Below are 22,861 nucleotides of genomic sequence, written 5' to 3'. Positions count from 1 at the left end.
AAGTAAAACTCCTAATCTGTAGGTCAGTGAATTAGCCGCGGATACCGAACGGCTGCGTGAAGCGGACGTCGCCTTCGACCATGTCGCGCATGTCGGTCAGGCCATTGCGGAACTGCAGGGTGCGCTCCAGACCCATGCCGAACGCGAAGCCCGAGTACACCTCCGGGTCAATGCCAGAGGCCCGCAGCACGTTCGGGTTGACCATGCCGCAGCCACCCCACTCGATCCAGCCTGCGCCGCCCTTCTTATTCGGGAACCAGACGTCAACCTCAGCGGACGGCTCAGTGAACGGGAAGTAGTTGGTGCGCATGCGGGTCTTGGTCTCCGGACCGAACAGCGCCTTGGCCATGTGGTCCAGCGTGCCGCGCAGGTGCCCCATGGTCAGCCCCTTGTCCACAGCGAGTCCCTCCACCTGGTGGAAGACCGGGGTGTGGGTGGCGTCGAGCTCATCGGTGCGGAAGGTACGGCCCGGGCAGATAACGTAAATCGGCAGGTCACGTGACTGCAGAGTGCGAACCTGGACCGGCGAGGTGTGCGTACGTAGCACTTGCTTGGATCCTTCCGGCGCAATGTGGAAAGTATCCTGCAGAGTACGAGCCGGGTGATCCGGCAGGAAATTCAGCGCGTCAAAGTTGAAGTACTCGGCTTCGACCTCTGGCCCCTCGGCAACTTCCCAGCCCATGCCCACAAAGATGTCACCGATCTGCTCGGACAGAATGGTAATTGGGTGCATACCGCCACGCTGACCCCGCGTGGTGTCCACCGACACGTCGATACGCTCCGCAACCAGACGACGCGCGTTTTCCTCTTCCTCCAGCACCGCAAGTCGCTCAGCATAGTGCTTTTCGACGGCTCCGCGAACAACATTTACGCGACGACCAGCATCCTTGCGCTCAGCCTTCGGAATGGAGCCCAGCGCGCGGCGAGCCTGTGGAATGTACCCTTCATCCCCCAAGTGCTCACGGCGGGCGGCAGAAAGCTCATCCAGATTGCCGGCAGCATCAAAGGCATCCGTGGCCTTCTGCGCAGCCGCCTGGAGGGCGTCCTCGGAAAGATCGATAGGATTTGGCGAATCGCTCACGTGTCAACCACTTCTATATAGGACTATCAGTTCTTGTGATGGAACAATCATAGTCGAGGATAACTGCACACGTGCACGCACCTCACCATCGAGGTTTCCTACTTACCCCGGACCGTCTCCCACAGGCACATGGCCGCTGCGGTGGCGAGGTTCAACGACTCCGCCTCGCCCTTAATAGGGATGGACACACTTGCCCCCGCCGAGGCCGTAATCTCCTCCGACAGGCCATGTGCTTCGTTGCCGAAAAGCCAGGCGACGGGACCGTCGGGAAGCGCATCAACGCCGAGCGTGAGAGCGCCATCCATCGCCGTGGCGAGGGTGGTAAAGCCCGCTTCCCTAACTTTCTCCATAACGACGTCAATATCGCGCTCGCGTGCGACAGGGGTATGAAAAACAGAACCTGCCGAGGAACGCACGGCCTTAGAATTCAACGGGTCAACCGAATCGCCAGCAAGGATAACCGCGCCAGCGCCGAGAGCATCAGTCATACGCACAATCGTGCCGACATTACCCGGGTCATTGCACTCCACCGGAATCACCAAACAGCCGGACTGCTTTCCAACCTCAATCGCCTCTTCCAACGAAGTGGACACCGCATTGGTGTCGCAGACGGCGAAGAGTCCGGTGGTGGTGACAGTTTCGCTCAAAGAGCGGGCGGCGGAGTCGTCGATAAGCGAAACAGACTTGCGCTGCGTCCCCGATTCGAGATACCCCGTGAGCAGCTCGCGGAACTGCTCGGCGGCGGCAGCGGTGACGAAGATTTCCACGACAGCCTCTGCGCGGATAGCTGCATCGACGGAATTGAAGCCTTCGATGAGGAAGCGACCGGTCTTCTTCCGCTTGGCCGCACGGTGGAGCTGAATAGCCGCCGAGACTCGCGGAGTGCGAGGAGTAAACGGCTCGTCGTTGAAGTACAGCGCAGAGTTCATAGTGATTAATCCTAGTGATGCGGCTCGGGATTCATAACCGCCAGCAAGCCAGTGCGGATACGAAAAACCACCGCCGAGGTTATTCGTTAACCCAATCGACGGTGGTTTTTCAAAGATGTTGGCAGGCGCACTGCCAGTAAGCAGACGCTTGCCGACGCTACGTACGAGTTACCTCGTAGCTGCTTTACTTAGCAGCAGGAGCGTTGACGTCCTCCGGCAGAGCGTCCTTAGCGACCTTGACCAGAGCAGCGAATGCCTGCGGGTCGTTGACAGCCATCTCAGCCAGGTTCTTACGGTCAACCTCAACGCCAGCCAGGTTCAGGCCCTGGACGAAGCGGTTGTAGGTGATGTCGTTAGCGCGGGCAGCAGCGTTGATACGCTGAATCCACAGACGACGGAACTGACCCTTACGGTGGCGGCGATCGCGGAACTCGTAGGTCTTGGAGTGGAGCATCTGCTCCTTGGCCTTGCGGTACAGGCGGGAGCGCTGACCACGGTAGCCCTTTGCGGAATCGAGAACTTCGCGACGCTTCTTCTTAGCGTTAACAGACCGCTTCACACGTGCCACGGTGATACTTCCTTTTCGTTGTCTTTAAGAACTAGTGAAATTAAGAGGGCGATTGCCCTGGGACGAGACTTGAAAAATTAAGCCTTGCCCAGCAGACGCTTGACGCGCTTGACGTCCGACTTAGCAACGTCCGTGGTGCCCTTCAGGCGACGGGTACGAGTGGACGGCTTGCCCTCCAGGAGGTGGCGGCGGTTAGCCTGCTCGCGGCGCAGTTTGCCGGAACCGGTAACCTTGATGCGCTTTGCGGTGCCCTTGTGGGTCTTCTGCTTCATGTTAAAACTCTCCCCTACCGATCTTTGACGCTCGTGGCGCAAAAATCTCGTTTACAACCATTTCTGGTCAGGTCGGTTACTTCTTACCCTTATTCCGAACCGGCCCCAGGACCATAGTCATGTTGCGACCGTCCTGCTTCGGGCGAGACTCGACGGTGCCGTACTCTTCGACATCGGCGGCCAGACGCTCCAACAGGCGGAATCCCAGTTCTGGACGAGACTGTTCACGGCCACGGAACATAATCGTGACCTTGACCTTCGAACCCTTCTCCAAGAAACGAACAACGTTGTTCTTCTTGGTTTCGTAGTCGTGGTCATCAATCTTCGGACGGAACTTCTGCTCCTTGACCACAGTCTGCTGCTGGTTCTTTCGAGCCTCGCGTGCCTTCTGGGCTTGTTCGTACTTGAACTTGCCGTAGTCCATAATCTTGGCGACCGGCGGCTTTGCTCGCGGAGCAACCTCAACCAGATCAAGGTCTGCTTCGTAAGCGAGCTTGAGTGCGTCACCGGTGCGGACAACGCCCACCTGCTCACCATTCGGTCCTACAAGGCGGACTTCCGGTACTCGAATATCCTCGTTAATACGAGCTTCAGCGCTGATGTGGCCTCCTAGGTTGAACCTGAACAATCTTCGTTTCAAACCGCGATAGCAAGCGGGAAAGGAAGAAAAGCCACGCGTCTACAGCGGATTACTACACACTGTATAAGGACGCCTTCCAATCGTGCGATGTGACATCACCGATTAGGGTGGACCCCGGCGCTACCGTAGTTCTTTGGCGCACCTAGGGTGGGACTTAAATCCTCTTCGCTGCCGAATGCAACTAAATGCTCCCCGAAGGCAGCAAGCATCGCATTCTGGCGGTCGTAGACGAGATGTTAACACAGCTGTTCTCGCATACCAAAACCGGCTTTTGCGCCAGGTTATTCACTACCAGCTCCCCGGCACCCTACCGAGCACTTAAAAGTGCAATCCGAATTGTAATCAGATTGGTAGATTCTCTCCATAGTTTTTAGGCCAAACACGATTAAAGTCGTCACCATGAATACTGGCTCCAACGGCTTTGGCCCTAAAGCCGAGAACACCGATCCTAATCAGCATTCCGCCCGATACGACAAGCCTCCGACCGGCGATTTTGTCCTGACCGGCGACTCCGTCTCAGAGCTTTCCCATGCTCTGGCAGATCTCGAAGCTAGCTCGCTTCGTCTGGCTCAGCTGACTCATACTTGGCAGGTACGCCTCTCGCAGGCAAGCGAGCAGGCCCCGGCCGTACCGCACGCGCCTCACACTACGGGAGCGGAATCTGCGCCAGCACCTCAAGCGCCGCCCCATGCTGCACCTCAAGGGACACCTCAACACAATCCGCAACCGCCGCCAGCACAAGCGGACTGGCGGAATCAACCAGCTCCCCTGCCACAGAGCGGCGCAACTGCGCAGCCGATGTTCGGCTTCCCCTCTGCCCACCAGTGGCGGCGGGATTCGAAGTCGCCGCAGTCTTCTCCCTTGCCGCAGTCTTCCCCCTCGCCACAGTCTTCCCCAACCGGCTCGGCCCCGCCGCCGAAGCTGCCGGAGGCACCGCGTGAACCTCGCGAGCCCCGCGAACCCTGGTGGCGCAACGAGAAGGCGATCATCAAGATTATTGCCATCTTCGGTGGTCTCATTACCGCTGCCGGTATCGCGTTCTTCGTCGCGGTTGCAATCCAATCCGGTCTGATTGGACCGGCCGGTCGTGTGGTTCTGGCTTACTTGTTGGCCACCGTGCTCGCGGTCGCGGCTGTGCGAGCGCACCGTCGTCAAGCACCACTTGCTGGCGTAACGGCATTGATTGCGACGTCGCTAGCCGCTGCGCACCTGACAACGATGTCGATGTCCTACCTCCTCGACTGGATTCCGGTGGCGGCGACGCTGGTCATCATGCTGCCTTTCGCCGCCGTCGGCCTATACGGCGCGCGGTGGACAAAGTCGAGTGCAACCGCCGCGTGGGCCATCACAATCAACACCGGATTAATGCTGTGGGCGACGATCGGCCTCGACTTCCACGCCCGCCCGCTGAGCTCCTCGCTCGCGCAAATCACCCTTCAACTGATGGTCATCGCCGCTATCGTCTGCCTCCTGAACGTCCCCTTCCGGAAGTACGTAGTCGCATTCCTGCTCGGCGCAAACGTTCTCATCGGCGTAATCACGACCAACAATGCACTGGTGATGCCCGCAATCGCCGCACTCACCATTGCCCTTTTCGTGTTTGCCCAGTTCGGCCCGCTGGCGATGGCTCGCCAACTCACTCCCGAGCTTGACGACGAGCCTTCGGAAACCAGCACCTGGGAAGACGATCTGGTCACCATCACGTCAGTAGTTGCCTTCTCGACTCCGGTTGTAGCTGCAGTCCCAATGGTCAACGCCACACAGTCCGCCTCCAGCCTCTGGCTGCTGTTCTACGGCGGATTCGTGCTGTTCATCGCAATTGCTGCAGTATTCCTTTGGAACCGTGCCATCTTCCGCTATCTCGCCCCAATGGCCTTGGCCACGGCAATTCTGCCCTGGCTAGCGCTCGCGGTGGCAGGCCCGGAAAGGAGCTCAGGAGCCGATACTGGAACCCACACTTGGGGTCTCATCCCAATCTCCATCGGTGCCGCGCTCTTTGTCTGGGCGCTGGCCACAGCACCGAAGCACGGCGCGATTGGCGCACGACTACAGGCTCCTGAACCAACCCAGGATGCCGTGGCACCATATACAAAGATTGCGGCACTGACCTGGCTGCTCGGCGCAACGGTAGTACACCTCTACATCCTGCCCGCAGCGTTGAATGCCGGTGCCGCAGCTGATTACTCGGCAACGTGGGCAGAAACGCTTTCGCTGTTGTTCCTGCTGTGCGCCGATGTCGGCCTGGCCGTGACGGCAGCGAGGTCGCAGCTACCGCCAGCTTTTGCACTGATTGGCCTGGCTGCACTGGGTATGCCATTTATCGTGCTGCTTACAACTATTGGCGTGAGCTTCAACGCCGCACACATGTTGCTGAGTATCTTCTGGGCCACGATTGCCGGCATGCTGGTGCTATCGAAGAGGTTCCACCACATTCCGGCGCGACTGGCAGCGGGTTTGACCATTGCGGCGCTGTCTATCGTCAAGCTGATCTTCTACGACATGGCAACGCTCGATGGCGTTATCCGCGCCTTGGCGTTCCTCGGCTGTGGTCTGATCCTGCTGGCCATGGCGGTCTCCGGGGCGAAGCAGAAGAATGCCGAGGGACCAGCGGCAGCGGACCGTGACGGCACCGCCAGCGATACTGACGCTGCCGGCGCTGCTGCCGACGCTGCCGGTGCGAGCGGCGCAGCAGATGCCGACCCCGCTGCTGACAGAATGGAAGGCATCACCCGCACCGACGGTCCTGGAATTTCCGACGGAAACGAGCCGACTACCTAAGCTACTTAAGCAGCGGCTTCAGGTACTGCCCGGTGTGGGAGCCGGAACAGTTCGCGACATCCTCCGGCGTGCCCTCTACAACCACGGTGCCACCGCCGGAGCCGCCTTCCGGCCCCATGTCGATGATCCAATCCGCAGACTTGATGACATCCAAATTGTGCTCAATGACAATGACGGTGTTGCCCTTGTCCACCAGGCCCTGCAACACCAACATGAGCTTGCGGATGTCCTCAAAATGCAGCCCCGTGGTCGGCTCATCCAAGATGTAGACCGTCCGGCCATTGGAGCGCTTCTGCAGCTCACTGGCCAACTTCACGCGCTGAGCCTCACCACCCGAGAGCGTGGTTGCCGCCTGCCCGAGACGGACATAGCCCAGGCCGACGTCGACAAGCGTATTGAGATAACGCGCAATCGACTGAATCGGCTCGAAGAACTCCGCTGCCTCGGAGATGGGCATGTCCAGAACCTCAGCGATGGTCTTGCCCTTGTAACGAACCTCCAGCGTTTCGCGGTTGTAGCGCGCGCCGTGGCAAACCTCGCAAGGCACATAGACGTCCGGCAGGAAGTTCATCTCAATCTTGATGGTGCCGTCGCCCTTACACGCCTCACAGCGGCCGCCCTTGACGTTGAAGCTGAATCGACCGGGCTTATAGCCACGAACCTTGGCCTCTTGCGTCTCGGCGAAGAGGTTGCGGATCTTGTCGAACACACCGGTGTACGTCGCTGGGTTGGAACGCGGGGTGCGACCAATCGGCGACTGATCAACTTGCACCAGCTTGTCCAGCTGATCCAACCCCTCCACGCGGCTGTGTCGACCCGGCACCTGACGAGCACCGTTGAGCTCGTTGCTCATCACCTTGGCCAGGATTTCGTTGACCAAGGTGGACTTGCCGGACCCGGAAACACCCGTAACGCAGGTCAACACGCCGAGGGGGAACTTCACGTCAATCTTCTTCAGGTTGTTTTCGCGAGCGCCCTTGACCGTCACCATGCGCGACTTATCAATCGCACGACGGTTCTCCGGCACCGCCAATACCCGACGACCCGAGAGATACGCACCTGTCAGTGATTCCTCGCAGTCAACGATGCCAGACGGTTCACCCTGGTAGACGATTTGTCCACCGTATTCACCGGCCTTTGGCCCAATGTCGACCAGCCAATCGGCCTCGCGAATCGTCTCCTCATCATGCTCGACCACAATCAGCGTATTGCCCAGGTCGCGCAGGTTCTTCAGAGTCTTGATTAGACGGTTGTTATCACGCTGGTGAAGACCAATCGAGGGCTCATCCAAGACGTAGAGCACGCCAGCGAGCCCCGAACCAATCTGTGTGGCCAGACGAATTCGCTGCGCTTCACCACCGGACAGCGTGCCTGCCGAACGAGACAGGGACAGATAATCCAGGCCAACGTCAAGCAGGAATTTCAGACGAGCCTGCACCTCACGCAGAACACGCCCGGCAATCATTTCCTCGCGCTTGCCCAGAGTCAGCGAATTCAGGAATGCCGAGCCATCGTGAACCGATAGCTCTGTCAGCTCGGCAATATTCTTCTGCCCGAACTCCGCCGAATCCAACGTCACCGAAAGAATCTCCGGACGCAAACGAGTACCGCTACATGCCGGGCACGGCACCTCACGCATGTACCCCTGGAAACGCTCCTTCTGAGAGTCGCTCTCCGCCTGTGACAGCTTGCGGTGCAGGTACGGCATCACGCCTTCGAAAGGTGCGGTGTACTGGCGAGTACGGCCGTAGCGATTGCGGTAACGCACCGTGACCTTGTGGCTGGAACCATGCAGCAGGGCCTTGCGCTGCGGCGCTGTGAGGTCTTCGAAAGGCGTGGTCGGGTCGAAGCTCATCTCGGTGGCGAGGCCTTCAACCAGCTTTTCAAAGTACTTCTTGTTCAGCGTCTGCCGCCACGGCGCAATCGCCTCAATCGTCGGCAGCGACGGATCTGGAATCACCAGGTCCGTGTCCACCTCCAGCTTGGTACCGATACCGTCACACTCCGGGCACGCACCATACGGCGAGTTAAAGGAAAACGACCGTGGCTCCAACTCATCGATAGCAATACGGTGCCCATTCGGGCAGGCCATCTTCTCCGAGAACCGCTGGGTTCGACGCGGGTCGTCCGCCTCTAGCCCGACGGCGTCGATGACCACGACGCCGTCGGCAAGCAGAAGCGCCGTTTCGACGGAATCGGTGAGCCTGCGCTGCTGCGACTCCTTCACCTGGAGACGGTCAATGACCACGTCAATGTCATGCTTGACCTGCTTCTTCAGCTTCGGCGGATCCGTTAGACGGTGCATTTCACCATCGACGATGACACGCGCGTAGCCCTCGGATGCGAGGCGTTCAAACAGGTCGACGAATTCACCCTTGCGCGTGCGCACGACGGGTGCGAGGACCTGGAATTTGGTGCCCTCCGGCATTTCCATGACCTGATCGACGATCTGCTGTGGAGTCTGTGAGGAGATTACTTCCCCACAGGTCGGACAGTGCGGAGTACCGGTGCGCGCGTAGAGAAGACGCAGGTAGTCATACACTTCAGTGATGGTTCCGACGGTCGAGCGCGGGTTGCGGTTCGTCGACTTCTGGTCGATCGACACCGCCGGCGAGAGCCCCTCAATCATCTCTACATCGGGCTTTTCCATCTGCCCCAGGAACATGCGCGCATAGGAGCTCAGCGACTCCACGTAACGGCGCTGGCCCTCGGCGAAAATTGTGTCAAATGCCAGTGACGATTTACCCGACCCCGACAGACCTGTGAAAACCACCATCTTGTCTCTGGGCAAATCGATGTCAACACCCTGCAGGTTATGCTCGCGGGCGCCTCTGACCACTAGACGTTCAGCCACAGTGGGAAACCTCAATTCGTCGACGATTCACTGCCGACTAGTCTACAGTCCATAACCAATTTTTCGCACATGTGTTCAGAGACTCGTGGTTACGTTGCGCTCCTAGCGCGCCGACAGACACCTCATTACCCTGGGGCGCATGAACGACGACATTACAATCAGCCCTTACTCCAACTCGCCGAGAACGCGCGGCGTTGAGCGCATTGACTACGGCAATGTCACTATTTATAAGACCTCCGTCGGATCGATGGACAACAACGTCTACCTTTTGGTCGACTCCCGCGAGCCCGACAATTCCCTACTTATCGACGCCGCCACCGACGCCGACCATCTAATCCGCCTGGTTGAGCACGTCGGCGCGCAGGTCCGCACGATTGTCACCACGCACTCCCACGGCGATCACGTTCAGGCGCTCGGCGAGCTCCTGCAGTCATTCCCGGCCCGCCACATCACGTCCAGCCTCGACGCTGCCGACATTCCCGAGCCCGCCGACCAGCAGCTCGACGGCGGCGAGACCATCACGTTCGGCGAGGACATCACGCTGCCCACGTTCATCCTTCGCGGACACACCAAGGGCGGCCTCTGCCTCGACCTGTCCGCCAAGGAAGCCGGCGCGCTTTCCGACGACACCCCGTCACACCACCTCTTCGTCGGTGACAGCATCTTCCCAGGCGGTGTCGGCAAAACGTACTCGCCCGAGGATTTCACGCAGCTTATCGACGATGTCGAGAGCCGTGTCTTCCGCGTCTACCCCGCCGACTCGGTGATTCACCCCGGCCACGGCAAAGACACCACAGTTGGTGTCGAGAGCCCCGAGGTCGAGAACTGGCGCCAGCGTGGTTGGTAGCGCTGGATGAGCGTGGTCGGTAGTGCTGGATGGTGCCGCAGCTTCTGAAAAACTTGTCATTCCCGCGACATAAATAGGCCGGGCTGCGTAGGATTAATAGTGAATTACAGCGACCAGATGGCCAAAAATACGGTTTCACCTGGACGACAAAGGAGATGGAATTTAGATGATTCGCAAGTTTGCCCGACCAATGCTGGCCTCGGTTTTCGTTGCCGACGGTGTCGACACGCTGATGAACCAAAAGGATCATGAAGAGGGCGCACGCGACCTAATTGCCCGCGTCCGCTCCGTAACCCCGAACCAGTACAACAAGTACGTGCCAAATAGCGAGAAGCTGGTTGTCCAGGTCGTCGCTGGCACCAAGGTTGCTGCGGGTTCCCTCTACGCTCTGGGTAAGGCCCCACGCCTGTCCGCCACCGCTCTGGTCGCTGCACAAGTTCCGACGATGCTGGCTCGCCACGCATTCTGGGAGACCCAGGATTCGAAGGAGAAGGCAGCTCGCCGCACTGGTTTCCTGACCGACATCGGTTTGCTGGGCGGCCTCTTCCTGGCTACTGCTGACACCGACGGCAAGCCGGGTGTCGCTTGGCGCGCTGAGAAGGCTGGCAAGCAGCTGAACAAGAAGGTTCAGGCTGCCCTGCCGACCAAGTCTGAAACCGAGCAGCGCACTGAGGAAATCAGCGCAGCCTTCGCTTCCGCCGGCGAGAACGTCCGCGAAAAGGCCGGTCTGCTCCGCGACCGCGCTTCTGAGGCCACCGATGGCGCTCGTGAATACGTCGAGGACAACAAGGACGGCTGGCGCGAGCAGCTCACCGACGCCTTCGACACCGCTAAGAGCTACGTCGAGGACAACAAGGACGACTGGATTGCCAAGGCCACCGAGCTCGCTGAGGACGCGCGCGACTATGCCGAGGACCTGGGCAAGGATCTCAAGAAGGACACTCGCAAGCAGCGCAAGGAACTGCGCAAGCGCGCAGCCAAGGCTTCCAAGGAGGCCAAGAAGTCCGCAAAGAAGGCGCAGAAGCGCCTGCAGTAAGTTTGCTGCCGCAGTTAAAGCGGTATACTTAAACGCTCCCCACGCCACTACGCGTGCGGGAGCGTTTTCATATTTTTATATTCATTCAGCACATCAGTTAGCACTAATTTTGCGATTCGTTGAGGAGACCAGGTTGGCGTCGCGCGCATCCGAGCCCGGGCAGGACCAGACAGGCCGCATTGGCCACACTGGCCAGGCAGGTCTGCCGGACCAGGCAAGTTCAGCACCACAGCGAGAAGAAGAGAGTACCCTCGCTGCCGAACAAGCCTACGTCGACCGTGCGTTCAGCTTCCTCGACCGGGCACGCGAGCGCGACCAAGAGTACCTGCGCCAGGTCATGCTCATCGACGACCCAGACCCGCAAGCCCGCGTTGAACGCGAGGTGGAATACCACCGACTACAGGCTAATCTGGACCGCTACCGCTCAGCCGAGATTGGCCTGGTCTTTGGTCGAATCGATATCGATGACACAGACCCCGACAATCCTTTGTCAGAGGAAGGGCCGGGGGCGAACGTCGATAAGCGATACATCGGGCGAATCGGCCTGTCCGATGAAGACGACGACTACCGCACGGTCATCATGGATTGGCGTGCCGACGGCGCGCGCCCGTTTTACCTGGCCACGACCGCGCATCCCGAGGGAGTCAGTCTGCGTCGACACCTGCGCACTCACGGCCGGAAGGTCCGCAGCATTGACGACGAATGGCTCTCCGGCGAGGAAGCCGACAGCGCACACGAGACCGAAGTTGAAGCGGGCGTCGGTGGCGAATCGGTGCTGCGGGAGGTCATGAATCAAGCGCGCACCGGCCATATGCGCGGCATTGTGGAGACCATTCAGCGCGAGCAGGACCTCATCATCCGCGACTCCACCCGCGGCACCCTGGTCGTCCAGGGCGGTCCCGGCACGGGCAAGACGGCGGTGGCGCTGCATCGCGTCGCGTGGCTTCTCTACACCTACCGCAATCAACTGGCGAAAACCGGTGTCCTCATCATCGGCCCGAACACAACCTTCCTCGACTACATCTCGCGCGTGCTGCCGAGCCTCGGCGAAACGGGCGTGGTACTGACCACCATTGCCGATCTCTACCCCGGCGTGCGCGGTTCCAACGCGCTTATCGACGGGCACAACCCCGAACCCCTGGTTGCGCAGGAAGTTAAGGGCTCGATTGAGATGCTCACGATCCTGCGTGAGGCCGTGCGGGCCTACCAGGAGCTGCCCGCGGAACCTCTTGAAGTCCGGAACGACAACATCACCCTGACGATCACACCTGACATGGTGAAAGCTGCACGCACGCGTGCGCGGAGGACTCGTAAACCCCACAATCTGGCTCGCCCGATTTTCCGCGATCACGTGGTGGAGCTCCTGGCCGCACAGATGGCCGAGGTCATCGGTGCCGATCCGCTGGGCGGCGAAAACCTGCTGTCCGTGACCGACATTGCCGATCTACGCGACGAAATCGACGAATCCGGAGCAGTTGCCGACATCCTCGATGAGCTGTGGCCCGCACTCACACCCGAGCGGGTGCTGTCGGAACTGCTGAGCTCTCGCGAGGCCATCGACTACGCCGCCACCGATTACGACGAGCTGACGCGCGAGGCTCTCTACCGGCCGGAAGGCACCGACTGGATGCCTTCCGACGCCCCGCTTCTCGACGAGCTGGCGGAACTCCTCGGCCCAGTTGGTGACGCGGAGGCCGATGAAGAGGATTGGCAGGCCCGCGTCGAGGAAGCGCAGGGCGCGTTGGATACCCTGTCCAGTTCTGCATCCCAGGATCTTGACGACGGCTTCGAGGCCGAGATTTTGTCAGCGTATGACGTCATCGATGCCGAGGCACTGGCCGAACGCCACCGTGAGCGCGACCTGCGATCCACCGCCGAGCGGGCGGCGGCGGATCGTCTGTGGGCCTACGGCCATGTCATCGTCGACGAGGCTCAGGAACTCTCCGCGATGGCCTGGCGAATGCTGCGCCGCCGCAGCCCCAACGGCTGGATGACCCTCGTCGGCGACGTGGCCCAGACGGGCTCCCCCGCAGGTGCCGCGACCTGGGATGATGTGCTGGAACCCATCATCGGCTCGAGGTGGCATCTCCACGAGCTGACCGTCAACTACCGCACCCCAGCTGAGGTGATGGAGGTCGCCGCCAGCGTCCTGGCCGAGATTGATCCGGAGCTGGAGGCACCGCAGTCGATCCGCGCGACCGGCCGCAAGCCTGTCCAGGCTCGCACCGTGACGGAGGCTCTGGCGCATGTGGAGCAGGTTGCGCAGCCGGACCGCCTGGTCGCTGTGATCGCGCCCGCCGAGTTGCTCGAAGCCACGCGCGCGGAGGTGCGGGATTTTCTCGGTGGTGGAGCTGATGGAGATGGTGACCCTGATGGTGCTGGCGGGGCTAGTGCCGCCGATGACGCACCTGCTACTCGCCCCAGCAAACTCACCAACTGCGCGGTCTACGACATCACGACCTCAAAAGGCCTGGAATTCGACGAGGTCATCGTCGTTGCGCCCGACCAGATTGTGGCGCAATCCCCACAGGGGCTACAGGACCTGTACGTTGCACTGACTCGTGCGACCCAGGGGCTAATTGTTGTGGCGCCTCAGCAGTCGGGCGTTTTGCCGGAGCTGCAATGGTTAGAATGACGAGGATAGTGCCGTACAGAATGAGTGAGACATAATGTCCCAAAACTATCTACCTCAGCTAGCTGAACTTCGCGCACGCCGTCTCATTGCCCAGGGGTTAGCTGCAAGTCAAGCACGCAGCGATTGGAATACAAACCTCAAGTCGCCTGCATTATCAGCAACGCATGGCATGGTTGCTCTGCAAGGACAGAATTATTCGAACGGTGTTGATGCCATCGCCTTGCGCAGTGGCAGCACCACCGACGATGTTTTAGCAGCCATTTCTTCTTACGACATCGTTCGCTGTTGGTCGCAACGAGGCACCCTGCACTTTGTTTCAGCGCAAGACGCGGGAGCAATTATGAGGTTGACGAATCCGCGCATCGAAAAGGCAGCAGCAAGACGTCGTACGACACTCGGGCTTTCTCAAGATGATGTGCAGACCGCAAGGGCAGCATTTCATTCCGAATTGCGCTCACGTGGCCTGTCCGACCCGCTGACTCGGACTGAAGCCTATGAGGTTTTCGCAGATCATGGAATAGACCCCACGGAACAAAGAGGTCCTCACATACTGCGCACATTCGGCGGCGAAGGCGCTGTCGTCCAAGGGCCACGAAGAGGATCCGAAGATACCTTCGTCCTGCTTGCCGACGTAACGTCCAAAGACGGCCTCTCAGCAAATACCACAGAGGGCTCCAGCACAGAACACTCAGCTGAATCCACGCTGGCCGACATTGCCTGGCGCTATGTTAATTCCCGCGGACCTATCTGTGTAGCTGACTTCGCGTGGTGGCTGGGGCTGACGAAAACTCAAGCGAAAAAGGCCTTTAAGCTTATCGACCACTTAATAGCTCCTTTCTCCCTCGATTCCTCTGCCTCTCCGGACGCGCCAACTGGCACAGAATTCATCGGCGAAAATCTCGCGCAAAATGAGTACTTCATGCCGACATGGCAGCAGAACGTAACTGAAGCCGAGCTTGAAGCCGCGCTTTCACTGACGCTTCGACTGCCCGCTTTTGACGAGTACCTCATGGGCTACGGCAGCCGCACCGAAATTCTTCCTGAATCCCTTCGCAACCAGGTCTTAACCAGAAACGGAATTAGCTGGCCTTTTGTAGTTGAAGAAGGGATTATCACCGGCCGGCAATAGAAAAACCGGCACCTCAACTAAGAGATGCCGGTTTAAAGCGAAAGCTAAACTACTAGCTCACCGTTTTGTTAGCTCACAGTGTGAACAATCATGACGTCACAGTCCGACTGACGAGCAACATCAGCCGGCACGGAGCCCAGCAGACGACCAGTCAGCGAGTTAATACCGCGGTTGCCAACCACCAGCAGGTCAGCGCGACGGTCAGTGACCAGAGACATCAGAGCCTCAACCGGGGAGCCGGAACGAACCTCGGTCTCAACCTTGGTAGCGCCGACGGCTTCTGCGGCCTCCTTAGCAGCAGCCAGGTTCTTCTGAGCCGGGTCATCACCGAGGACCTGAACCGAATCCTGGCGCAGGGTCTTGGACGCATCCTCTGCAGTCTCGTAGTAAGCGCAGCCGATAACCAGGGTGGCATCGAAAGCCGCGGCAATCGAGGCAGCGCGCTCTACTGCGAGCAGCGACGACTTAGAACCATCCGTGCCGACAACAATGGTCTTGTAATCACTCATGAAAACTATCCCTCACTGTGGAAGTTGCATTAAAACAGTTCATCGTGCGTAACGCCGTCGTTGCCCCGAACCCACTGGCCAGAGCCACTTTCGCGAATACACTGTTTTACTTCCCACAACAGTAGCAAAAAACTACTCGACACCGGCCTCAATCATCCCCTTAAGTTCCTTCTTGAGGTCGAAAATCTCATCGCGCAAGCGCCCCGCGAGCTCGAACTTCAACTCTCGCGCAGCCGCGGCCATCTGCTCCGACAGGTCCGCGATAAGCGCCTCGAGCTCCGCCCTCGGCATCTGCTTACCGCTAGCACCATCGGCCGCGCCCGAGCCGTCGGCACGCGAGAGCAGCGCATCAGCGGCCGCACCGGTCTTGCCTTCGTAATCGGTGTCAGCGTTGTCGTAGACCTGATCCAGAATGTCCGCGATCTTCTTGCGCAGCGGCTGCGGATCGATGCCATGCTCAGTGTTGTAAGCAATCTGCTTTTCGCGGCGGCGCTCCGTCTCGTCGATGGCGAACCGCATGGAATCGGTGATCTTGTCGGCGTACATGTGCACCTCGCCGGAGACGTTTCGCGCGGCACGACCAATCGTCTGAATCAACGAGCGCTCCGAACGCAGGAACCCCTCCTTGTCGGCGTCGAGGATTGCCACCAGCGAAACCTCGGGCAAGTCCAGCCCCTCGCGCAGCAGGTTAATACCGACCAGCACGTCGTACTCGCCGAGACGCAACTGCCGCAGCAGCTCAACGCGTTTGAGCGTATCCACATCCGAATGCATGTACCGCACCTGCACGCCATTTTCGAGCAGGTAGTCGGTCAGATCCTCCGCCATCTTCTTCGTCAGGGTTGTGACGAGAACGCGCTCGTCACGCTCGGTGCGCTTTCGGATCTCGCCGATCAAATCATCGATCTGCCCCTCAGTAGGCTTAACGACGATCTTGGGGTCCACCAGCCCAGTCGGACGAATAACCTGCTCCACATACTCGCCACCGGTCTTTTCGAGCTCATAGTCACCCGGCGTTGCGGACATGAACACGACCTGGCCCACGCGGGCATCGAATTCGTCGAACGTCAGCGGGCGGTTATCCAACGCCGATGGGAGGCGGAAACCGAAGTCGACGAGGTTGCGCTTACGGGAGGCATCGCCCTCGAACATGCCGCCAATCTGCGGCACGGTGACGTGCGACTCATCGATGATGGTGAGGAAGTCCTCCGGGAAATAGTCAATGAGCGTCGCGGGGGCCGAGCCCGGCGCGCGACCATCGATGTGGCGCGAGTAGTTCTCAATGCCGGAGCAGAAGCCGACCTGTTCAATCATTTCGAGGTCGTACTCCGTGCGCATGCGCAGACGCTGTGCTTCCAGCAACTTGCCCCGGTTTTCCAGATCCGCCAGGCGTTCGGCGAGTTCGGCCTTGATGTCCGCGACGGCCCGTTCCATCCGCTCCGGGCCTGCGACGTAGTGCGTAGCTGGGAAGATGCGCAGCTCAGGGACTTGGTCGATGACGTCGCCTGTGACTGGATTGAGGTAGTACAGCGAATCAATCTCGTCGCCGAAGAACTCCACCCGCACGGCCTTTTCTTCGTAGGCCGGGATGATATCGACCACGTCACCTTTTACTCGGAAGGTGCCGCGGGTAAAGGCAATGTCATTGCGGGCGTACTGAATGTCCACCAAAAGGCGCAGGAACTGGTCGCGGTCGACTTCCTCGCCCTCCTTCAGCCACACCGAACGGTCGAGGTATGACTGCGGGGTACCCAGGCCATAGATGCAAGAAACAGAGCTGACGACGACTACGTCGCGACGCGACAGCAGCGCTGAAGTAGCCGAGTGGCGCAGGCGCTCCACGTCCTCGTTGATGGAGGAATCCTTTTCAATATAGGTATCGGTCTGCGCGATGTAGGCCTCGGGTTGGTAGTAGTCGTAGTACGAAACGAAGTACTCGACCGCGTTGTTTGGCAGCAGGCTGCGGAGCTCATTGGCCAGCTGGGCCGCAAGCGTCTTGTTCGGTGCCATGACGAGGGTTGGCCGCTGCACCTTTTCGATCAACCACGCTGCGGTGGCTGACTTACCGGTGCCCGTGGCACCCATCAGGACTACCTCGCGCTCGCCTCTATCTAGGCGCTCCGACAGTTCCGCGATTGCCTGCGGCTGGTCGCCCGAGGGCTCGAACTCGCTGATGACCTCGAAGTTTCCCTCAGCGCGCTCGACTTCACCGACGGGACGGAACTCCGAGTGCGCGAGGACGGGTTGCTCTGCTGCAAATGCCATAGTTCCCAGCGTAGCGAAGGCTGTCTTGAAAGCGGCTGGTTACGTTACTTCCTGGGGCTTTGGGCTGTCCAGGGCTGGGGCCCAGGGGCTTAGGAGCGGCTGTCGAGTTCCGGACCAACATTAAAATCGGCACAGATTTGGACAAGGCTGGCATAAAGTCGCTGCCAGGCCAGCAAAGGCGGGTTCCGCTTCACCAGCTGGCCCTTAGTGCGCATGGACTGACTCCTGGTGAAGCGCAAGCCGTCTTATCGATGGTCCGCGGCTGCGGCTGCGAGGCTGCAAGGCTGCAAGGCTGCGGGAGGCCTGGGTTATCCACACCCTGAAAGTTGTCCACAGATTGGACGTGGAGCCTCTCTCACAGAAAATCCCCTGGGCCGAAAAAGCTTAGAGTCCCGACCATGGGAAGTTTCACCACGGCCGAGTTGCGTGCACTCGGCATCGGAGAGAAAAAGACCAGAGCCCTCCTACAACAAGGCAGGCTAATTAAATTGGTACGTGGCCTCTACATTGACGACCACTCTCCCGCCTCAGTCGCCCGAGCAATCACGGGGCATTACAAAAGCATTGCGCTAACCGGTAAAAGCGCAGCTCAAATCCACTTGAGACTTCCCCTGACACTTCCTATCCAGGCAGAAGGCGCGGGATCAGTTCAGGCCGAGACCTTCTCCATTAGGCACAGCCGCCTACCGTCCTACACCAGCATCAATGGCCTCCCAGTTGTCGAAGCACTCTGGGCAGCACGAGCTTCAAAAGACTATGCACGCAGAATCCTGGAAACACACTACGCCGGCCGGGACGGCGAGAAGCGACTCAACCACGACCTCAGCCGGATGCGGAAAGTTCCCGCCTGGCTGCGTGAAACCATCGCCACCACGCCAATCGGCTCATGCAGCGAACTCGAGCGCAAGCTGGCCCGTCCACTAATCAAGCGCGGGTACCGCATCCGAATGAACCAGTACATCGGCCCCTACTGCTTCGACATCCTGCTTGACCAGTGGAAAATAGCTATCGAAGTCGACTCAGAGACGTACCACGCTAACGAGGACTCGTTCATCGCAGATCGCTGGAAGGCCAACTCCGGCACGCTGCACGGCTGGATAGTCCTGCGGTTCACAGACTCATGCATCAATTGGAATCTCGACAGCGTCCTCGACGAGATCGAGCAGGCAATTCGATGGGTGCAAAAGCGCCGTCCCCGCGTGGACTATAAACCAGGATGGCCTGCCTGTCAGAAAGTTTGGGAATGGAATCCAACGGTTGGCTACGCCAATAAGCAGCGATAAACAGCCGATATCGCGAGATAAACAGCCATCCACTTGCCAAATTGTTATTTATTTTGTAATGAAAACTGACCGAACAGCAACTAGCCTGGCGCCTATGAACACTTCGCGCCGCACACCAGTCCACACGCCCGCTACGACTCGCCCAGGTTCCACCACTCGAAAAGCAACCTCACACCGAGCCCTTGTGGCCGGCATCCTCGCTACCACCGCATTGGCTTTCACCGCCTGCTCAACACAGGAAACTGAAGCAGCGCCCGAATCTGCTGCTCCGGTTGAAACCACTACCGTTACTCAGACCGAGGATGGCGTGTCTGACAAGAGTTCGGGCAACACGCCAAACCCAACCGGTTCTGCACCGGACCAGGGAGGCGATACATCGACGGCGGAGACTGGTGGCGCGTCGACGTCGTCAAGCGAAAGAGGCGACAACGGCGACGGGAGCCGGCTTCGTCAGGACATGACCGCTGAAATCTACAACAACCCCTCGCCGGGATCTACCTTCATGGCGGCCGGCGAACAGGCAACCACCTGCATCTACGGCGATGGGTACGGCCTCAACCTCATCGCGGCGGGCCCGAATACCAGCTGCGACTTTGCGAAGGCCGTTTTCAACCAGCAGACCGAGGGGCTTAACGCCTCGGAGGACAATATCCGCGACCACCTGCAGCCAAACATCAAGGCCAAGAGCCCCGCGACCGGGAAGACCTACGACCTCAGCTGCAGCACACAAGACGACGTTGTCGTGTGCACCGGCGGCAACAACGCGAAGATTTACATGTACTAGCGCACCAGGTGGCGGTCGGCAGTCGGTGCAACTGCTGGCCGCCAGCCGCGATTCGCCGATGGGGAATCGCAACAAGCCCGCAAACTCCCGCCTACAGTGAAACCATGACAGTTTCCCGCTTGCGCCCCTTCGGCGAGACCATCTTCGCCACCATGTCCCGCCTCGCTACCGAGCACGAGGCAATCAATCTTGGGCAGGGCTTCCCCGATTGGGATGGGCCGGCGGAGGTGCTCGCGGAGGCGCGACATCAGATAGCTGGAGGAAACAACCAGTACGGCCCCGGCCGCGGCATGAAGGTGCTCCGCGAGGCTATCGTCGCCGATCGCGCCCGCCGCACGGGGCAGGTCTACGACGCCGACACCGAATGCCTCGTCACGGTCGGCGCCACGGAGGCGATTGCCGCCACCGCCTTGGGGCATCTCGAACCCGGCAGCCACGTCATCGTCATCGAGCCGTACTACGACTCGTACAAAGCCGCCATCGCACTGGCTAACTGCACATATACCGCGGTGCCGCTCATCCCCGCAGCTTCCGGCACGGCACGCTCCTGGTCGCTCGACCGCAGCGCGCTTGCCGATGCCGTCACCGCTAAAACGGCCATGATTATCATCAATTCGCCGCACAACCCCACCGGCACCGTCCTCACGGAGGAGGACTTGCAGGCCATCGCCGATGTCGCCATCGCAAAACAATCTACTCGTGCTTGCCGACGAAGTCTACGAACGCCTGTACTTCAACGGATTGTCACACTCTTCCATCAGCGCTCTGCCCGGCATGCGCGAGCGAACCATTGTCGTGTCCAGCGCCGCAAAAACCTTCAACGTCACCGGATGGAAGATCGGCTGGGCGCTGGCCCCGACCGAACTACTCGATGGCGTCGTCAAGGCCAAGCAGTTCTTGAGCTATGTCGGCGCCACTCCCCTTCAGCCCGCAGTCGCCCGTGGCCTGCAGGAATGTGCCCCATGGGTGGACGAGCTGGCGGGTCAGCTCGAGGGCAACATGCGGCTCCTCGCCGATGGGTTGGAGGGCCTTGGCGCCGACGTCTTCACGCCGCAGGCAGGGTATTTTGTCGTCGCCGATGTCTCGAGCTGGGGGCTTGGCGACGCCCTGGAGACCTGCACCCGCCTGGTCAAGGAATGCCGCGTCGCAGCCATCCCCGTCACCGCTTTTGTGGATGACCCAGAGTCAGAAAAGTACCGCTACCTGGTGCGGTTCGCTTTCTGCAAGCGCGCCGAGGTGATTGAGGAGGCTATCATCCGGCTGCGGGATTATCTTGCTGCCCGGCCTGCAGCTGACGAATCTGATTCAGCGGCTGAATAATCCGCTCCCAAATCCGGTCGACCTGGCGCACGAGGTCCTCCTCGGTGCCTGAGTTTTCCAGAACTACGTCGGCGAACTGCAGGCGCTTATCATCGCTGATTTGCTTAGCGATGCGCTGCTTCGCATCCTCTCGGTCTACACCGCGGCTTTCCACCAGACGGTCGAGACGGACCTCCACCGGGGTATGCACAACTACGACGAGGTCCTGTGCTTCCGACTGCCCCATTTCAATCAACAGCGGAGAGTCAAAAACAATGATGGCGTCACCTGCCGCGTTGAACTGCTCTTCGGTGCGCTGCTCAATACGCGGATGGGTGATGGAGTTCAGCAGCTCCGTCTTCTCCGCGGATACGAAGGCGCGCTTCGCAAGCTCGCCGCGGTTGAGGGAGCCGTCGTCAAGCAAAATGCCCTCGCCGAAAGCTTCGGCGAGTTCGGCAAGCGTCGGTTCCCCGGGTTCGACGACGTCGCGAGCGATCTGATCAGCGTCGATGATGACGGCACCGAGCTCGGCAAACCTACGGGCGACCGTAGATTTCCCACTGCCCATGCCGCCGGTTAGTCCTACTTTGAGCATGTCTCTAAGGGTACGTGGACACGCCCCCGCACGTTAGTGCTTTACGACGAGATCCTCGATGCGGTGACCCTCTTCAACGGGATCTGGGTTGACTGGGGCCGGGGCGGTGCCGTTACCGAATGGGCTGCCACCAAGGGCCTCACGGCCGTGCGGCTGGAGCAGGTCAGAGAGCTCCGGCCCCTTCGGGACAATCCCTAAAGGATTGAGGTCGCGGTGGACCTCGTAGTAATGGCGCTTGATATCGACGAGGTCAGTGGTGTCGCCGAAGCCCGGAGTCTGGAAGAGATCACGCAGGTAGTTGTATAGAACCGGCATCTCGGAAATCTTGCTCCGGTTGCACTTGAAGTGGCCGTGGTAGACGGCATCGAAGCGGATCAGGGTCGTGTAAAGGCGAATGTCGGCCTCAGTGATGTGGTCGCCCATGAGGTAACGGCGGGTCTCTAAGCGCTCAGAAACCTTGTCTAGGGCATCGAACAGCCGGTCGTAAGCCTTGTCGTAGGAGTCCTGCGAGCCTGCGAAACCACAGCGGTAGACGCCGTTGTTGATCTCGGTGTAGATGAACTGCATAAGCTCATCCATTTCCTCGCGCATCTCCACCGGGTAAAGATCCGGGGCGCCTTCGCGGTGGAACTCGGTCCACTCGGTAATGAAGTCCAAGGTGATCCAGGGAAAGTCATTGGTCACGACCTCGCCCGACTCGATCTCGACGATGGCCGGAACAGTAATGCCACGCTGGTAGTCCGGGAAACGCTTGAGGAATGCCTCCTGCAGGCGCTCGTAGCCGAGTACTTCATCGCGGCCACCTGGGCCTTTGTCGAATGTCCAGGAGCGGGCATCGTGCACTGGCCCTGGAATTCCGACTGAAATTGCATCTTCCAAGCCGAGCAACCTGCGAACAATAAGCGTGCGGTGTGCCCATGGGCACGCGCGAGCCGCGATGAGGCGGTAGTGACCGGCTTCAACGGGCCACGTCTTAATTCCGTCGCCTACCTCGCGACCGTTCTTAACAATGCGGTCGTTGATATAGCGGGTGTCGCGGTTAAAGTCCTTACCCTCCTGCGAGTACACACCACCGGTGGAGCGGGAGGAATCCTCTACCTGGTTAGCGTTATCTACCTGCTTGGCTTCGTCCTTTGTTGTCATGTCACCAATCATATGGGCAGAAAGATAGGCTGTCAACGGCAGTAAAGACCGCCAGAGCCACCAAAATCGACAGGGCCACCAGGGCATTAGAGTCATTAGGGCCATTAGGACGGCTTGCGCTTCGCCAGCAGCCGGTTACTGTGCAGCAAACTACTTCTGGTGAAGCGTAAGCCCGCCCTAGAGGGTTAAGTAAAGAAAAGTGTGTCCGCATGCC

17 protein-coding genes and 1 pseudogene are annotated in these 22,861 nt (G+C 59.6%); 8 read left to right on the top strand and 10 right to left on the bottom strand.

The features are described 5' to 3' along the window. Nucleotides 1-31: 31 nt before the first annotated feature. The 5 genes from pheS to infC all read right to left on the bottom strand — a co-directional run bounded on the left by pheS (nucleotide 32) and on the right by infC (nucleotide 3,478). Entirely contained in the window at nucleotides 32-1,081 is a 1,050-nt protein-coding gene (pheS, locus tag HMPREF2681_RS07030; RefSeq protein WP_070429629.1) for a phenylalanine--tRNA ligase subunit alpha, read from the bottom strand. Nucleotides 1,082-1,179: 98 nt separating this feature from the next. After that, nucleotides 1,180-2,010, bottom strand: coding sequence for a TrmH family RNA methyltransferase (locus HMPREF2681_RS07025; RefSeq protein ID WP_070546574.1), 831 nt, complete (start codon nucleotides 2,008-2,010; stop codon nucleotides 1,180-1,182). Between the two features lie 184 nt (nucleotides 2,011-2,194). Next, nucleotides 2,195-2,578, bottom strand: coding sequence for a 50S ribosomal protein L20 (rplT, locus tag HMPREF2681_RS07020; protein WP_016422904.1), 384 nt, complete (start codon nucleotides 2,576-2,578; stop codon nucleotides 2,195-2,197). A gap of 77 nt (nucleotides 2,579-2,655) precedes the next feature. Then, nucleotides 2,656-2,850, bottom strand: coding sequence for a 50S ribosomal protein L35 (rpmI, locus tag HMPREF2681_RS07015; RefSeq protein WP_005511726.1), 195 nt, complete (start codon nucleotides 2,848-2,850; stop codon nucleotides 2,656-2,658). A gap of 76 nt (nucleotides 2,851-2,926) precedes the next feature. Further along, nucleotides 2,927-3,478, bottom strand: a complete 552-nt coding sequence (gene infC, locus HMPREF2681_RS07010) for a translation initiation factor IF-3 (protein ID WP_005511730.1) — start codon at nucleotides 3,476-3,478, stop codon at nucleotides 2,927-2,929. A gap of 411 nt (nucleotides 3,479-3,889) precedes the next feature. On the opposite strand from infC, the gene HMPREF2681_RS07005 reads away from it, so the two are divergent. Beyond that, nucleotides 3,890-6,268 carry a DUF2339 domain-containing protein gene (locus tag HMPREF2681_RS07005; RefSeq protein ID WP_070546572.1) on the top strand — a complete coding sequence of 793 codons (2,379 nt, stop codon included), beginning with the start codon at nucleotides 3,890-3,892 and terminating at the stop codon, nucleotides 6,266-6,268. Nucleotide 6,269: 1 nt separating this feature from the next. Here the strand turns inward: HMPREF2681_RS07005 and uvrA are convergent, their stop codons facing one another. Then, on the bottom strand, nucleotides 6,270-9,122 hold the full coding sequence (uvrA, locus tag HMPREF2681_RS07000) for an excinuclease ABC subunit UvrA (RefSeq protein ID WP_070546570.1): 2,853 nt from the start codon (nucleotides 9,120-9,122) through the stop codon (nucleotides 6,270-6,272). Between the two features lie 139 nt (nucleotides 9,123-9,261). Here uvrA and HMPREF2681_RS06995 point away from each other — a divergent pair, with 139 nt between their 5' ends. The 4 genes from HMPREF2681_RS06995 to HMPREF2681_RS06980 all read left to right on the top strand — a co-directional run bounded on the left by HMPREF2681_RS06995 (nucleotide 9,262) and on the right by HMPREF2681_RS06980 (nucleotide 14,769). Then, nucleotides 9,262-9,969 (top strand): MBL fold metallo-hydrolase, encoded by a 708-nt coding sequence (locus tag HMPREF2681_RS06995; RefSeq protein WP_070437629.1) that lies wholly within the window; start codon nucleotides 9,262-9,264, stop codon nucleotides 9,967-9,969. A 166-nt stretch (nucleotides 9,970-10,135) separates the two neighbouring features. Further along, nucleotides 10,136-11,005, top strand: a complete 870-nt coding sequence (locus HMPREF2681_RS06990; protein ID WP_016422909.1) for a DoxX family protein — start codon at nucleotides 10,136-10,138, stop codon at nucleotides 11,003-11,005. Between the two features lie 133 nt (nucleotides 11,006-11,138). Beyond that, a complete protein-coding gene (locus HMPREF2681_RS06985; protein WP_070546568.1) occupies nucleotides 11,139-13,640 on the top strand; it encodes a HelD family protein in 2,502 nt (833 codons plus the stop codon). Between the two features lie 34 nt (nucleotides 13,641-13,674). Beyond that, a complete protein-coding gene (locus HMPREF2681_RS06980) occupies nucleotides 13,675-14,769 on the top strand; it encodes a DNA glycosylase AlkZ-like family protein (protein WP_070546566.1) in 1,095 nt (364 codons plus the stop codon). Nucleotides 14,770-14,837: 68 nt separating this feature from the next. On the opposite strand, the gene HMPREF2681_RS06975 is transcribed toward HMPREF2681_RS06980, so the two are convergent. Both HMPREF2681_RS06975 and uvrB read right to left on the bottom strand, forming a co-directional pair. Further along, nucleotides 14,838-15,278, bottom strand: a complete 441-nt coding sequence (locus tag HMPREF2681_RS06975) for a universal stress protein (RefSeq protein ID WP_005511992.1) — start codon at nucleotides 15,276-15,278, stop codon at nucleotides 14,838-14,840. 132 nt (nucleotides 15,279-15,410) lie between these two features. Further along, complete coding sequence (uvrB, locus tag HMPREF2681_RS06970; RefSeq protein WP_016422912.1) at nucleotides 15,411-17,543, bottom strand: excinuclease ABC subunit UvrB; 2,133 nt, start codon at nucleotides 17,541-17,543, stop codon at nucleotides 15,411-15,413. A gap of 398 nt (nucleotides 17,544-17,941) precedes the next feature. Between uvrB and HMPREF2681_RS06965 the strand changes: the two genes are divergently transcribed. The 3 genes and pseudogenes from HMPREF2681_RS06965 (at nucleotide 17,942) to HMPREF2681_RS06955 (ending at nucleotide 20,930) form a co-directional block, all read left to right on the top strand. Beyond that, nucleotides 17,942-18,826, top strand: coding sequence for a DUF559 domain-containing protein (locus tag HMPREF2681_RS06965; protein ID WP_049193954.1), 885 nt, complete (start codon nucleotides 17,942-17,944; stop codon nucleotides 18,824-18,826). Between the two features lie 94 nt (nucleotides 18,827-18,920). Next, nucleotides 18,921-19,610: a hypothetical protein gene (locus HMPREF2681_RS06960; RefSeq protein ID WP_240593373.1), complete on the top strand. Its 690-nt coding sequence runs from the start codon at nucleotides 18,921-18,923 to the stop codon at nucleotides 19,608-19,610. A 104-nt stretch (nucleotides 19,611-19,714) separates the two neighbouring features. Further along, nucleotides 19,715-20,930, top strand: a pseudogene (locus HMPREF2681_RS06955) (aminotransferase class I/II-fold pyridoxal phosphate-dependent enzyme). On the opposite strand, the gene coaE reads toward HMPREF2681_RS06955, so the two are convergent. Together coaE and HMPREF2681_RS06945 are read right to left on the bottom strand one after the other, a co-directional pair. Further along, nucleotides 20,863-21,504, bottom strand: coding sequence for a dephospho-CoA kinase (gene coaE, locus HMPREF2681_RS06950; RefSeq protein WP_049190004.1), 642 nt, complete (start codon nucleotides 21,502-21,504; stop codon nucleotides 20,863-20,865). The pseudogene HMPREF2681_RS06955 and the gene coaE sit on opposite strands and share 68 nt — an antisense overlap. Nucleotides 21,505-21,537: 33 nt before the next feature. Then, nucleotides 21,538-22,647 (bottom strand): glutathione S-transferase family protein, encoded by a 1,110-nt coding sequence (locus tag HMPREF2681_RS06945; RefSeq protein ID WP_371259423.1) that lies wholly within the window; start codon nucleotides 22,645-22,647, stop codon nucleotides 21,538-21,540. Between the last annotated feature and the right edge of the window lie 214 nt (nucleotides 22,648-22,861).

It is taken from the genome of Corynebacterium sp. HMSC064H12, from assembly GCF_001809925.1.
In the GTDB taxonomy this organism is placed as follows: Bacteria; Actinomycetota; Actinomycetes; order Mycobacteriales; family Mycobacteriaceae; genus Corynebacterium; species Corynebacterium jeikeium_D.
The sequence above is the reverse complement of the archived record's forward strand: the minus strand, read 5'-3'. Positions and strand labels throughout refer to the sequence as shown.

Bases quoted from the DNA above. Each gene is read 5' to 3' on its own strand.
- HMPREF2681_RS06975 (WP_005511992.1), bottom strand. From the start codon at position 15,278: ATGAGTGATTACAAGACCATTGTTGTCGGCACGGATGGTTCTAAGTCG.
- HMPREF2681_RS06960 (WP_240593373.1), top strand. From the start codon at position 18,921: ATGAACACTTCGCGCCGCACACCAGTCCACACGCCCGCTACGACTCGC.
- HMPREF2681_RS06980 (WP_070546566.1), top strand. From the start codon at position 13,675: ATGTCCCAAAACTATCTACCTCAGCTAGCTGAACTTCGCGCACGCCGT.
- HMPREF2681_RS07005 (WP_070546572.1), top strand. From the start codon at position 3,890: ATGAATACTGGCTCCAACGGCTTTGGCCCTAAAGCCGAGAACACCGAT.
- coaE (WP_049190004.1), bottom strand. From the start codon at position 21,504: ATGCTCAAAGTAGGACTAACCGGCGGCATGGGCAGTGGGAAATCTACG.
- uvrB (WP_016422912.1), bottom strand. From the start codon at position 17,543: ATGGCATTTGCAGCAGAGCAACCCGTCCTCGCGCACTCGGAGTTCCGT.
- HMPREF2681_RS06990 (WP_016422909.1), top strand. From the start codon at position 10,136: ATGATTCGCAAGTTTGCCCGACCAATGCTGGCCTCGGTTTTCGTTGCC.
- rpmI (WP_005511726.1), bottom strand. From the start codon at position 2,850: ATGAAGCAGAAGACCCACAAGGGCACCGCAAAGCGCATCAAGGTTACC.
- HMPREF2681_RS06995 (WP_070437629.1), top strand. From the start codon at position 9,262: ATGAACGACGACATTACAATCAGCCCTTACTCCAACTCGCCGAGAACG.
- HMPREF2681_RS07025 (WP_070546574.1), bottom strand. From the start codon at position 2,010: ATGAACTCTGCGCTGTACTTCAACGACGAGCCGTTTACTCCTCGCACT.
- HMPREF2681_RS06965 (WP_049193954.1), top strand. From the start codon at position 17,942: ATGGGAAGTTTCACCACGGCCGAGTTGCGTGCACTCGGCATCGGAGAG.
- HMPREF2681_RS06945 (WP_371259423.1), bottom strand. From the start codon at position 22,647: ATGACAACAAAGGACGAAGCCAAGCAGGTAGATAACGCTAACCAGGTA.